The following is a 12,473-nucleotide window of genomic DNA, read 5'->3' on the forward strand; positions in this document are numbered from 1 at the left end:
GACACACGCGTTCTGAACGTAGGACTCGCGGGTTAGAGGGCGGGTTGGAGGGTGCGGGTGTTGGTCTCCTTCAAGGCGAGCACGCACACGACGGTGAGGGCGCAGAAGCCGGCGATGCACGACGAAACCAGCACCAGCCCCTGCCCCCCGCTGGCCCGCTGGATCTCGGCGAACAGCAGCGGCGCGATGCCCGCGCCCAGCCCGGCGACCTGGTAGCCCAGCGACGCGCCCGTGTACCGGTTCTCCGTGCTGAACAGCTCGCTGTACAGGGCCGCGAGCGGGCCGTACATCATCGGGTGCAGCACGCCCTGGCCCAGCACCAGCGCGAAGGTCAGCAACGCCGGGTCACCGCTGTCCACCAACGGGAACAGCACGAACGCGAACGCCGCCATCGCCACCGCGCCGGCCACCACCACCGGACGCCTGCCGAACCGGTCCGACACCGCCGACCAGCCGAGGATGCCCACGACCGCGCAGGCCGAGGACAGCGTGAGCGCGTTGAGCACGGTCTGGCGCGCGTGACCGGCCGCCACGCCGTGCGCCAGGACGAAAGTCGTCAACGTCGACTGCGCGACGAACGCCGCCAGCCCCACGCCGATGCCCAGCAGCAGCACGCGCGGGTGGTCGCGCAGCACTTCCACCACCGGAACGCGCCGACGGACGCCCGTCTCGCGCACCACCGCGCGGAACGCGGGCGTCTCCTCGACCCGGTGCCGCACGAACAACCCGACGCCGAGCAGCACGATGCTGATCAGGAACGGGATCCGCCAGCCCCAGTCCAGGAACGCCCGCTCGCCCACCGCCGCGGCGGTCGCGGTCAGCGCCAGGGTGGACAGCACCATCCCGCACGGCGCGCCCGCGTTGGTGAACCCGGCCCACAGCCCTCGCCGCCGGGTGGCGTGCTCGGCCGACATCAGCACCGCGCCGCCCCACTCGCCGCCGACCGCGATGCCCTGCACCACGCGCAGCACGACCAGGCCCACCGGCGCGAGCGCGCCCACCTGGGCGTAGGTCGGCAGCAGGCCGATGAGGAAGCTCGCCACCCCCATGAGCGTCATGGTGAGCACGAGCATCCGCTTGCGGCCGAGCAGGTCGCCGAAGTGTCCGAACAGGACACCGCCGAGCGGGCGGGCCAGGTAGCCGGTGGCGAACGTGCCGAAGCTCGCGATCGTGGCCACGAGCGGGTCGAGGGAGGAGAAGAAGACCTTGTTGAACACCACGGCGGACGCGGTGGCGTACAGCAGGAAGTCGTAGTACTCGATCACGCTGCCGAGGAAGCTCGACGCGACGGCGCGGCGAAGTTGGACGTTCGGCATGGCGGTCCTCAGGTGTAGTGCCGGTACACGGCGCGCGCGACGCACGCCGGCTTGTCCGAGCCGTCGATCTCGACGGTGAAGTCCACCACCAGCGCGACGCCGTCGCCCGCGACCTCCTCGGTCGAGACGACGCGGCCGGCGAGCCTGATCTTGTCGCCGACGCGCACCGGGTTGGGGAAGCGCACCTTCTCCAGTCCGTAGTTGACGCTCATCCGCACGCCCTCGATGGCCAGCAGCTCGCCGAACAGGGGGATGATCAGCGCCAACGTCAGGTAGCCGTGCGCGATGGTGGCGCCGAACGGCCCGGAGGCCGCCCGACCGGGGTCGACGTGGATCCACTGGTGGTCGTCGGTGGCGTCGGCGAACGTGTCGATCCGGTCCTGGGTGATCTCGCGCCAGGCGGTGTGCCCGAGGTCGCGCCCGGTCAGCGCGAGCAGGTCGGCCTTGCCGTTCACGGTGGTGGTCATGCGCGCTCCGGGGTCGTGGTGTCGAGGCCGAGCAGCCTGGCCGCGTTGAGCTTGAGGATCTTGGGTCGGACGGCGGGCTTGATCTCCAGCGCGTCGAAGTCGGCCAGCCAGCGGTCGGGGGTGATCACGGGGTAGTCCGAGCCGAACAGGACCTTGTCCTGCAACAGCGTGTTGGCGTAGCGGACCAGCTGCGGCGGGAAGTACTTGGGCGACCACCCGGACAGGTCGATGTGCACGTGCGGCTTGTGCGTGGCCACCGCCAGCGCCTCGTCCTGCCACGGGAACGACGGGTGCGCGAGCACGATCCGCAGCTGCGGGAAGTCCACCGCGACGTCGTCCACGAGCATCGGGTCGGAGTACTTCAGCCGGATGCCGCCACCGCCGGGCACGCCCGCGCCGATCCCGGTCTGGCCGCTGTGGAACAGCGCGGGCACGCCCAGCTCCTCGATCACCTCGTACAGCGGGTAGGCCATCGGGTCGTTCGGCGCGAAGCCCTGGAGGCTGGGGTGGAACTTGAAGCCGCGCACGCCGTGCCGCTCGACCAGCCTGCGCGCCTCCCGTGCGCCCGCGCGTCCCTTCCACGGGTCGACGCTGGCGAACGGGATGAGCACGTCGGGGTGCTCGGCGCAGTTCTGCGCGACCTCCTCGTTGGCGATGCGCGGGTGTCCGGTGGCGTGCTCGGCGTCGACGGTGAAGACGACCGCCGCCATCCGCCGTTCCCGGTAGTGCGCCGCGATCTCGTCGACGGTCGGGTTGCGGTGCCCGTGCGCGCCGAAGTACTTCTCCGACGCCGCCAGCAGCTCGGGGCTCAACGCGGTGCGGCCGTCCCTCGACACCTCGGCGTGGGTGTGGACGTCGATGGCCACCAGGTCGTCCAAGGCGAGGCCCACGTCAGGCCGCCGGCGGGTGCGGGGCCGGGATGCCGGAGGTCTCGGGCTCCGCGCCGACGCCGGTGGCCCACTGCTCGGCGATGGCCCGCGCGCTCCACCCGCCGTCGGCGAGCGCCACCGCCTTCTCGCGGGGGTGCGCCCAGAGGGACAGCCGGTCGCCGCCGATGCCGATGGCCTGCCCGGTGATGTCGCGCGCCGCGTCGGAGGCGAGGAAGACGATCAGCGAGGCGACGTCCTCGACCGTGCCCAGGCCCTCGTCCTTGCGCAGCCAGTCCGGGAACGGCGCGCCGGTGCGCTCGGCCTCCTCGATGATCGGCGCGAACGCCGGGATGGTGCGGGTCATCTCGGTCGCCGCGATCGGCACCACGGCGTTGACCGCGATCCCCGCGCGGGCCAGCTCCAGCGACCAGGTGCGGGCCATGGCCACGATGCCGGCCTTCGCCGCCGCGTAGTTGGTCTGCCCGAAGTTGCCGCGCTGGCCCGCGGGCGACGAGATCAGCACGAGGCTGCCGCCCCGGCCCTGCTCCCGCATCCGCACCGCCGCCGCGCGGGCGCAGGTGAACGTGCCGCGCAGGTGCACGTCGACTACCGCGTCGAAGTCGTCGTCCGACATCTTCCACAGCACCTTGTCGCGCAGGATGCCCGCGTTGGCGACCAGCACGTCGAGCCCGCCGAACTCGGCCACGGCGGTCGCGACCAACCGGTCCGCGGTCTCGGTGGGACCGACCGGCGCGACCACGGCCACCGCCCGTCCACCTTCCGCCGCGATCCCCTTCACGACCGCGCTCGCGGCCTCCGCGTCCACATCGTTGACCACGACCGCCGCTCCGGCCCTGGCCAGGGCTTCCGCGTACGCCCGGCCCAACCCCCGACCACTGCCGGTGACCACCGCGACCTTCCCTCGCAAGTCCATGACGGGAACATACGGCAGTTTCGTGACGGCCGTCCACACTCTGCCCAATATCGTTTCGCGGGCAGGTGGAACCGGCGGCCGGTCGAGGAGGAGGGCGGCGGAGGCGATCGGTGCGGTGCCACCGACGAGCGCCTCGATCGCGGGCAGCCCGGTACGGCGACCGGAGGCCGGGTCAGGCCGGGCCGGCGAGGTACTCGGTGGGCGTGCAGCCGGTGAGCGCCCGGAAGTCGCGGTTGAGGTGGGGCTGGTCGGCGTAGCCGCACGTGTGCGCGACCTCGGCCCAGTCGGATGCCCCGGGCAGCAGGGATGCCGCGCGGTGGAGCCGGGCGATGCGGGCGACCTTCTTGGGCGACAGGCCGATCTGCTCGCGGAACCCGGCGTCGAGGTGCCTACGGGTCCAGCCGACCTCGTCGGCGAGTGCGTCGATGCGCACGCGGCCCGCCGACCCGGTCACCCGCCGCCACGTCCCGTGCACCTGCCTGGTCGGCGCGGGGCCGTGCCGCAGCCGGGTCACGAGGTAGCGGTCGAGGTGCCGGAAGCGGGTCGGTCAGTCGCCGGCCTCGGCGATCCGCTCGGTCAGCCGCGTCGCGTCACGGCCGAGCAGGTCGGCGAGACCGACCTCGGCGTTGGCCAACTCCCGCAGCGGCAGGCCGAGCACCGCGTACGCGGCCACGGGGGTCATCGCGACGGTGATCCCCCGCGACGGGCCCGCCTGCTCCACCGCCCACGGGCGGTCGCGCAGCCCCATGACCGGCGACGCCGGCACGTCCCGGCCCGCGCGCGGGTCCGGCGGGATCACCCGGCGGACCGGCGGCGCTTCGGAGTTCCACCGTCAGCACGACCACGCCGAGCGGGGCCACCCGCCACGGAATCAGGTCCATCCGCGGGTAGTCGTGCGCGGTGTAAGACAGCACGTGACCGGCCAAGCTCGGGTCCGGCAGGCCGAACACGCGCTCGGCCGGAGCCCGTGCGACGTCCCGGCCCGGCACCTGACGTCGGCCTCCTCCGAAGCGAAGGGGGTCCACCCATGTCACAGGTAGGCGAGTTCAAGAGCCAGGCGGGCCGGGCGCGGTACTTCGCCGCGTACGAACGGGCGACGGGCGAGTGCCCGACCCCGACGGCGTGCACGACGTCGAGACCCGGCACGGCACCACCCGCGTCTACCGCTTCGGGACGGCGACGGGCCGCCGATCGTGCTGCTGCCCGGGCTCATGGCCACGTCGGCGTGCTACGCGCACTTGATCCCGGCGTTGGCCGCGCACCACCCGGTGCACACCGTCGACGTCCTGGGCGAGGCGGGTCGGAGCGTGCAGACCGCGCCCTTGCGGGACCGCCCCGACCGCGCCCGGTGGCTGCACGACGTGCTCGACCGCCTCGGCCTGACCGGCGTGCACCTGGTCGGCGCTTCCAGCGGCGGGTGGCAGGCGGTCAACCAGGCGATCCACGCACCCGACCGGATCGCGTCGATCACCCTGCTCGACCCCACCGCGGTGACCGCGCCGTTCCGCCGGACCCTGATCGCGATCGGCCTGGTCGGCGCGGTCGTCCACCGGGAGCGGGAGTGGCGGTGGTTCCTGCGCCGGGCCGTCGGCGCGGACCTGTCACACCGGCCGGACGCGCGGCTGGTCCTGGCCGCGATCCGGGAGTACCGGCCACGCGTGCCGTTGCGGGCGCGGCCCGCCGACGACGAGCTGCGCCCCGTGCGGGTGCCCGTGCCGGCGGTGTTCGGCGCGCGCGGCGCCGTCCACGACGCGGCCCTCGCCGCCGACCGCCTCCGCACCCTGCTGCCCCGCGCCGACGTCCGCACCCTGCCGAACGCCGGGCACGACGCGACCCTGCGCCCGCAGGACCGCGACCAGGTCGTCGGGTGGGTGCTGGACCTCGTCCGCGAGGGCTCCCGGCGGTGACCGGGAGCCCTCGCCAGGACCTCAGAAAGCCCGTTCCAGGTGCTCGGACATGAGCCGGACGAAGCGGGACGGGTCCGGCAGGTCGCCGCCCTCGGCCAGCAGCGCCATGCCGTGGACCAGCTCGGCGGACTCGGCGAGGGACGCGTCCTCGCCGCCGCGGTCGGTGAACGCCTTGTGCAGGCCCGCCACCAGGGCGTGGTCGGGGTTGAGCTCGAGGATCCGCTTGACCGGCGGCAGCTCCTGGCCCATCGCCCGGTACATCTTCTCCAGGGTCGGGGTCAGGTCGTGGGCATCGCCGACGACGCACGCGGGCGAGGTGGTCAGGCGCGAGGACAGCCGCACCTCCTTGACCTTGTCGGACAGGGTGGTCGTCATCCACCCCAGGAAGTCGGCGAAGTCCTTCTGCCGCTGCTCGGTCCGCGCCTTCTCCTCGTCGGTCTCCAGGTCCACCTGGCCCTTGGCGATCGACTGGAACGTCTTCTCCTTGTACCCCGGCACCGCGTCGACCCACATCTCGTCGATCGGGTCGGTGAGGATCAGCACCTCGAAGCCCTTGGCCCGCAGCGCCTCCAGGTGCGGCGAGTTCTCCACGGTGGCCCGCGAGTCGCCGGTCATGTAGTAGATGTGCTGCTGGTCGTCCTTCATCCGCTCGAGGTACTGCGCGAGCGTGGTCGGCTTCTCGGCGTCGGCCGTGGAGGCGAACGAGGCGATGTCGAGGATCGCGTCGCGGTTGTCCGGGTCGCTGAGCAGGCCCTCCTTGACCGCGCTGCCGAACTCGCGCCAGAACGTCTCGTACGACTCCGGCTTGTCGGTCATCAGGCCCTTGACGGTGGACAGCACCTTCTTCACCAGCCGGCGGCGCACGAGCTGGATCTGGCGGTCCTGCTGGAGCAGCTCGCGCGACACGTTCAGCGACAGGTCCTGGGCGTCCACCACGCCCTTGACGAACCGCAGGTACTCCGGCATCAGCTCTTCGCAGTCGTCCATGATGAAGACGCGCTTGACGTAGAGCTGCACGCCCCGCTTGCGCTCGCGCATGAACAGGTCCAGCGGCGCCTGGGACGGGATGAACAGCAGCGCCTGGTACTCGAACACGCCCTCGCCGTGCATGCGGATGGTCTCGAGGGGCTTGTTCCAGTCGTGGCTGACGTGCCGGTAGAACTCGGTGTACTCGTCCTCGGTGACCTCGGAGGCGGGCCGCGCCCACAGCGCCTTGCGCGAGTTGATCGTGGCCGGCTCGGCGCCGTCCTCCTTGGCCATCCTGATCGGCCAGGTGATGAAGTCGGCGTACCGCTTGACGATCTCGGTGATCTTGGCGGTCGACGTGTAGTCGGCCAGGTGGTCCTCGGGGTCGGCCGGCTTGAGGTGCAGCGTCACGGAGGTGCCCTGCGGCGCGTCCTCGACGTCCTCGATCGTGTAGGTGCCCTCGCCGGTCGACTCCCAGCGCACGCCCTCGGCACGCGGGTGCCTGGTCACCAGGGTGACCTTGTCGGCGACCATGAACGAGGAGTAGAAGCCGATGCCGAACTGGCCGATGAGGTCCTGCGAGGCGGCGGCGTCCTTCGACTCCTTCAGCTTCTGCAGGAACTCGGCGGTGCCGGACTTCGCGATCGTGCCGATGAGCCCGATCACGTCCTCGCGGGTCATGCCGATGCCGTTGTCCCGGATGGTGAGGGTGCGCGCCTCCCGGTCGACCTCGATGGCGATGTGGAGGTCCGACGTGTCCGCGACCAGGGCCTTATCGCGGAACGTCTCCAGCCTGAGCTTGTCCAGCGCGTCGGAGGCGTTGGACACCAGCTCGCGCAGGAACGTGTCCTTGTTCGAGTAGACCGAGTGGATCATCAGCCGCAGGAGCTGACGCGCCTCCGACTGGAACTCGAGCGTTTCCACGTTCGTCCTTTCTCTTCCGACCTTCGTCGACCCGTCATCGTATCCAGTCGCCGGCCCGGCGGGCGCGGAGCCGAAAACCGGTCGATCGGGCGGGTCGGGCTCCCTATCGTTCACGCGGTATCCGGCGGCGGGAGGGGTAATGCGGACGGCCTACCCGCGCACGCCCCACCTGCCGTGGTCGCCCGGCGCGTCGGCCGACGACGTGCGGGTCGCCGACCTGGACGGGCTGCGCGGCCGTGACGTGGTGGTCACCGAGAAGCTCGACGGGGAGAACACCACCCTCTACGCCGACGGGCTGCACGCGCGGTCGCTCGACTCGGCGCACCACCCGTCCCGGTCGTGGGTCAAGGGGTTGCAGGGGCGGATCGGGGCACGGCTGCCCGGAGGGTGGCGGATCTGCGGCGAGAACGTCCACGCACGTCACTCGATCGGGTACGAAGGGCTGGAGAGCTGGTTCTACGGGTTCTCGGTGTGGGACGGCGACCGCTGCCTCGACTGGGACCGGACGGTCCGCTTCCTGCGGGACGTGGGGGTGCCCGTTCCCCCGGTGCTGTGGCGCGGTGTGTTCGACGAGCGCGCGCTGCGCCGGTTGCGCGTCGACACGGCCCGGCAGGAGGGGTTCGTGGTGCGGACCGTCGAGGGGTTCGCACGCGAGGAGTTCGGGCGGCGCGTGGCCAAGTGGGTGCGGCCGCACCACGTGCGGACCGACCGGCACTGGATGACGGCGCCGGTGGTGGCGAACGGGCTCGCGCCGTCGTCGGTGCTCTGGGACGTGCGGTCGGGCGCGCCCGTGGACGTACCGGCGCTGCTCGCGGTGGTCGGGGTCGACGGTGACGTGGAGGCGGCCTCGGCGGTGGCGTCGTCGTCGACCGGTGAGGCCCGGTTGGTGGGCGTGCTCGCGGCGGCGCTGCACCGGGTTCGGCGCGGGCGGGTGATGTCGCTGCTGGCGGGCCCGGTGGGGGTCCGGGTGGCGCGGCGCGTCGGTGACGTCGTGGGGCTGCACGGGCTGCTGCACCGGCCGTTCCCGGACGACGCCCGGCGGGCCGGGTTGCTGCGCCTGTCGACCGCGGTGGACCTCGACGTGCTGCACGCGGTGTCGGCCGCCGTCGCGCCCGACCAGGCCGCGCGTGACCACGTGGCCTGGTCCGCGCTGCACGCCGAGGACGTCGAGTCGTTCGACCGGCTGCGCTCGGGGCTGCGGGAACGCCTGTCCGGCCCGGCCGCCGACCGGTGCTGGGCCGAGGCGCGGGACGCGAGCACCCGGGCCGGGCGGGTGCTGGGCGTGGACGAGGCGGTGGCGGCGACGTGGCGGTGGCGCTCCGGCGACTTCCCGGCGCTGGTGCACCTGGTGGGGCTGTCGGGCAGCGGCAAGTCGACGTTCGCCGCCGGCTTGGCCGCCGACGTGCGCGTGTCGTTGGACGACCTGCGCGGCGAGGCGGGCGACCGGTCCGACCAGCGGGCCAACGCGCGGGTGCTGCGGGCCGGGCTGGACCGGCTCGACGTCGCGCTGCGCGCTCACCGGACCGTGGTGTGGGACGCGACGTCGCTGGTCGAGCCGCAGCGGGCGGTGGTGCACGCGGTCGCACGGCGGCACGATGCCATGGTGACGCACGCGGTGGTGCTGGTCGACGAACGGGAGGTCGCCCGGCGCAACGGCACGCGGCCGCACCCCGTGCCGGCCGCGGTGCTCGCCGCGCAGGCCCACCGGTTCAGCCCGCCGTACCCGTGGCACGCCCACCGCACCTGGCACGTCGGCGCGGACGGCGTCGTGGACGACGGGGAGCCGTGATGCGCACGAGCGAGGAGGTCTACCACCAGATCCGCTGGGACGCCCGGTTCGACCCGGCCCGGTTCGTGCTCGGCGTGCAGCAGCGCGGGGCGCGGCCCAAGCGGGTGGCGTTGCCCGCGTTCACGCCGGGCGGCGAGGTGCCGTGGCACCGGGTGCTGTTCGTGGAGGCGGACGGCGAGGTGGTGTGGGACCGGGCCACGGGGCTGGACCGGGTCGGCGAGTCGGGCGCCGGCCGGGTGCGCGCACCGCGCCGCCTGCGCGCGCCGCTGTTCACCGCGAGCACCCCGCACGCCTGGGACCCGCTGCACGGCTGGGCGCCCGCCGAGCCCACCGGCACCCCCGCGGCCACCGTGACCGTGCTGACGTGGAACGTGCTGTGGGACCGCTACGACCGCGACCGCATCGACACCGCCCGCCGCCGTCCCCTGCTGTTCGGCGAGCTGGCCGCGGCCGACGCGGACGTCATCGCGTTGCAGGAGGTGGAACCGGACCTGCTCGCCGCGCTCCTGGCCCAGCCGTGGGTGCGGGCGGCGTACACCGTCGACGTCGACCCGACCGGGCCCGACGTCGACCGCACCGGCCTGGTGGTGTTGAGCAGGTTGCCGGTGCTGGAGGCCGCGCGGTTGCCGCTGGGCTCGCACAAGGCCGTGAGCGCGGTCGTGGTGGAGACCGCGAGCGGGCCGCTCGTCGTCGCCGCCACGCACCTGACCAGCGATCACACCACGAACGGCCCGGCCAAGCGGCGGGCCCAGCTCGCCCGGGTCGCGGAGGCGTTCACCGGGGTCGAGGGCGAGGTGGCGCTGGTCGGCGACTTCAACGACGGCGGACGGCGACCGGCCGAGGCGCTCGGGATGCGCGACGCCTGGCTCCAGGCGCGGGACGACGAGCCGCCGACGTTCGACCCGGTGGCGAACCCGCTGGCCGCGGTGTCGTCGCTGACCGGCAGGCGGTCGCGGCTGGACCGGGTGTTCCTGCGCGGACGGCTGCGGTGCGTCGGGGCCGAACTGGTGGGAGACCGGCCCGCGGCCGGGTTGTTCGCCTCCGATCACTACGGGGTGCTGGCGCGGTTGGCGGTCGTCGTGCCGGAGCACGGCGACGTGCTGGACTCGCCGCCGACGCCGCGCACGGCCGTGGTGTGGCTGCCGGGGCCGTGGCCGGAGGTCGACCGGGTCCGCCGGGAGCACGACCGGCGGGCCGACCGCTGGCCGCCGCACGTGACGCTGCTGTTCGGCTTCGTCGCCGAGTCCGAGTTCGAGCGGGCCGTGCCGCTGCTGGCCGAGGAGGTCGCCGGCGTGCCGCCGTTCCCGGTGCGGGTGGCCGGCGTGCGGGAGTTCGGGCACGGCGTGGTCTGGCTCGACCCGGCCGCGGCCGGCGGCACGCCGTGGACGGCGCTGCACGACGCGGTGCGCCGGCGGTTCCCCGCCTGCCGGACCCGGGAGGGGTTCACCCCGCACCTGACGGTCGGCGGGTCGCGGCCCGCGGCGGAGGGGATCGGTCCCCGGTCGGACCGGGTGGACGAGGTGGTGGTGCTGTCGCGGCGGGGTGACGGGCCGATGCTGCCCCGCGCGGCGATCGCGTTGGGCACGGGCGAGGTGCGGTGGTTCGAGGAGCCTGCCGCCGCACCGGGGCCGGCGCTGGACGCCGTGGCTGACCGCGTCACCCGCGCCCTGTCCGACGCGCTGGACGTGGTGCACGTCGTCGGCTCGCGGCGGATGGGCTGCGGGTTGCCCGACGCGGACCTCGACCTGGTCGTCGAGGCGGCCCGGCCGGCGGCGGTGGCCGAACGGGTGACCGCCGCCCTGCCCGGGGTCGCGGTCCGGCCGGTGGTCGGCGCGCGGTCGCCCGGGTTCCGGCTGGAGGTCGACGGGCTCGGGGTCGACCTCGCGGTGGCCGGTGACGACGGGGTGGCGTTGAGCGCGGTCGGTGACGCCGAGGCGGTGTCGGCGGCGGTCGGCGGCCGTGCCGGGGAGTTCGCGCGGCTCGCGCGGGCGGTCAAGGCGTGGGCGCGGGCGCGCGGCCTGGACTCCGCGCCGTTCGGCGGCGTGCCGGGGTTGGGCTGGTCGGTGCTCGCCGCGCGTACCGTGCGCGAGTGGTCCGGGCCGGACCTGCTGACCGGGTTCTTCGCCACGTGGGCCGCGTGGGACTGGCGTGACGCGATCGGGTTGACGACGTCCCCGGCGCGCACCGGGGCCCCGGTGACGATCCTGACGCCGACCGCGCCGGTGCGCTCGTGCACCGAGCAGGTCGGCGCGGGGTTCCGCGACCTGCTGACCGCCGAGCTGTACCGGGCGTGGGAGATCGCGGAGTCCGGGGCTGCCGGGCTGGCCGCACCGCCGGACGCGCACCGCGTGCACGCCGCGTGGGCGCTGGTCACCGTGCCGCACGGCCTGGTCGGCCCGGTGCGCGGCCGGGTGCGGGCGTTGCTCGCGGCACTGGAGGCGGCCGGGACGGCGGACGTGCACGCGTGGCCCCGGCCCGTCCGGCGAGGGCCGGACGCGGTGCGGTTCGCGATCGGGTTGGGCCGCCGTCCGGTGTCTGCCGCCGTGCTCGCCGATGTGGTTGCCTCGTGGCGGAGCGGGCTGCGCGGTGTCGACGTCGTCCGGGTGGGCAACGGTGAGGTGCCGACCCTGCGCTGACCCGGTGCCGACCGAGGAGACGGGGGTTGTCGTGGAGTTCCAGGACGTGGTGCGGCGCAGGCGGATGGTGCGCGAGTTCACCGACGAGCCGGTGTCGGACGAGAGCGTGCGGCGGATCATGCGCAACGCGTTGCGCGGCCCGTCGGCCGGGTACTCGCAGGGCCAGGCGTTCCTCGTGCTGCGGGGCGAGGAGACGGCGTCGTTCTACGGGTCGCTGTCGCACCTGTGGACCTACGACACGGTGAAGACGGCGCCGGTGGTCGTGGTCGCGTTCGCGGTGAAGGACGCCTACCTCGACCGGTACGCCGAACCGGACAAGGGGTGGACCGACCGCAGCGAGGACCGCTGGCCGGTGCCGTTCTGGTACGTCGACACGGGCATGGCGGTCTTGCTGGTCTTGCAGACCGCGGTCGACGAAGGGCTCGGCGCGGTGTACTTCGGCATCGGCGCGGACGACTTCGACCGGGTGCGCGCGGAGTTCGGCGTGCCGGACACCCACGTGCCGATCGGCGCGATCGCGATCGGGCACGGCGCGGAGCAGGACGCCTCGCCGGGCGGTTCGCCGCGGACCCGCCGGCGCCGCCCGTTCGACGACGCCGTGCGCTTCGGGCGCTGGTAGCCCTTCCCCGTGCGGTTCCCCCGCCGGGAACCGCACGGGCGGCGGG

Annotated in this window: 11 protein-coding genes; 4 read left to right on the forward strand and 7 right to left on the reverse strand. The window is 73.8% G+C overall.

Annotated elements, in window-relative coordinates; genetic code table 11:
- Positions 1-32: 32 nt before the first annotated feature.
- The 6 genes from LZG04_RS28185 to LZG04_RS28210 form a co-directional block, all read right to left on the reverse strand.
- Entirely contained in the window at positions 33-1,316 is a 1,284-nt protein-coding gene (locus LZG04_RS28185) for an MFS transporter (protein WP_233822423.1), read from the reverse strand.
- Positions 1,317-1,324: 8 nt separating this feature from the next.
- On the reverse strand, positions 1,325-1,783 hold the full coding sequence (locus LZG04_RS28190; RefSeq protein WP_233822425.1) for a MaoC family dehydratase: 459 nt from the start codon (positions 1,781-1,783) through the stop codon (positions 1,325-1,327).
- On the reverse strand, positions 1,780-2,673 hold the full coding sequence (locus tag LZG04_RS28195; RefSeq protein WP_233822427.1) for an amidohydrolase family protein: 894 nt from the start codon (positions 2,671-2,673) through the stop codon (positions 1,780-1,782). Before LZG04_RS28195 ends, LZG04_RS28190 begins: the two co-directional genes overlap by 4 nt.
- Before the next feature lies 1 nt (position 2,674).
- Positions 2,675-3,586, reverse strand: a complete 912-nt coding sequence (locus tag LZG04_RS28200) for an SDR family NAD(P)-dependent oxidoreductase (protein ID WP_233822429.1) — start codon at positions 3,584-3,586, stop codon at positions 2,675-2,677.
- Between the two features lie 172 nt (positions 3,587-3,758).
- Complete coding sequence (locus LZG04_RS28205) at positions 3,759-4,100, reverse strand: helix-turn-helix transcriptional regulator (RefSeq protein ID WP_233822431.1); 342 nt, start codon at positions 4,098-4,100, stop codon at positions 3,759-3,761.
- Between the two features lie 33 nt (positions 4,101-4,133).
- On the reverse strand, positions 4,134-4,385 hold the full coding sequence (locus tag LZG04_RS28210) for a hypothetical protein (protein WP_233822433.1): 252 nt from the start codon (positions 4,383-4,385) through the stop codon (positions 4,134-4,136).
- Positions 4,386-4,779: 394 nt separating this feature from the next.
- Between LZG04_RS28210 and LZG04_RS28215 the strand changes: the two genes are divergently transcribed.
- A complete protein-coding gene (locus tag LZG04_RS28215; protein WP_233822435.1) occupies positions 4,780-5,493 on the forward strand; it encodes an alpha/beta fold hydrolase in 714 nt (237 codons plus the stop codon).
- A gap of 21 nt (positions 5,494-5,514) precedes the next feature.
- Here the strand turns inward: LZG04_RS28215 and htpG are convergent, their stop codons facing one another.
- Positions 5,515-7,335 carry a molecular chaperone HtpG gene (htpG, locus tag LZG04_RS28220; protein ID WP_233822640.1) on the reverse strand — a complete coding sequence of 607 codons (1,821 nt, stop codon included), beginning with the start codon at positions 7,333-7,335 and terminating at the stop codon, positions 5,515-5,517.
- Positions 7,336-7,522: 187 nt separating this feature from the next.
- On the opposite strand from htpG, the gene LZG04_RS28225 reads away from it, so the two are divergent.
- The 3 genes from LZG04_RS28225 to LZG04_RS28235 are packed head-to-tail and all read left to right on the forward strand — an operon-like array spanning position 7,523 to position 12,427.
- The gene (locus LZG04_RS28225; protein WP_233822437.1) at positions 7,523-9,172 is read left to right on the forward strand and encodes an RNA ligase family protein; all 1,650 of its coding nucleotides are present in this window, start codon (positions 7,523-7,525) and stop codon (positions 9,170-9,172) included.
- Entirely contained in the window at positions 9,172-11,808 is a 2,637-nt protein-coding gene (locus tag LZG04_RS42015) for an RNA repair domain-containing protein (protein WP_267938163.1), read from the forward strand. Before LZG04_RS28225 ends, LZG04_RS42015 begins: the two co-directional genes overlap by 1 nt.
- Before the next feature lie 31 nt (positions 11,809-11,839).
- A complete protein-coding gene (locus tag LZG04_RS28235) occupies positions 11,840-12,427 on the forward strand; it encodes a nitroreductase family protein (RefSeq protein ID WP_233822642.1) in 588 nt (195 codons plus the stop codon).
- Positions 12,428-12,473 lie beyond the last annotated feature (46 nt).

Origin of the sequence: Saccharothrix sp. S26 (genome assembly GCF_021390395.1) — a bacterium.
Classification (GTDB): domain Bacteria; phylum Actinomycetota; class Actinomycetes; order Mycobacteriales; family Pseudonocardiaceae; genus Actinosynnema.

What these genes read in the sequence shown, in the direction of transcription:
- LZG04_RS28185 (WP_233822423.1), bottom strand. Translation starts at nt 1,316, where the DNA reads ATGCCGAACGTCCAACTTCGCCGCGCCGTCGCGTCGAGCTTCCTCGGC.
- LZG04_RS28190 (WP_233822425.1), bottom strand. Translation starts at nt 1,783, where the DNA reads ATGACCACCACCGTGAACGGCAAGGCCGACCTGCTCGCGCTGACCGGG.
- LZG04_RS28200 (WP_233822429.1), bottom strand. Translation starts at nt 3,586, where the DNA reads ATGGACTTGCGAGGGAAGGTCGCGGTGGTCACCGGCAGTGGTCGGGGG.
- htpG (WP_233822640.1), bottom strand. Translation starts at nt 7,335, where the DNA reads ATGATCCACTCGGTCTACTCGAACAAGGACACGTTCCTGCGCGAGCTG.
- LZG04_RS28225 (WP_233822437.1), top strand. Translation starts at nt 7,523, where the DNA reads ATGCGGACGGCCTACCCGCGCACGCCCCACCTGCCGTGGTCGCCCGGC.
- LZG04_RS42015 (WP_267938163.1), top strand. Translation starts at nt 9,172, where the DNA reads ATGCGCACGAGCGAGGAGGTCTACCACCAGATCCGCTGGGACGCCCGG.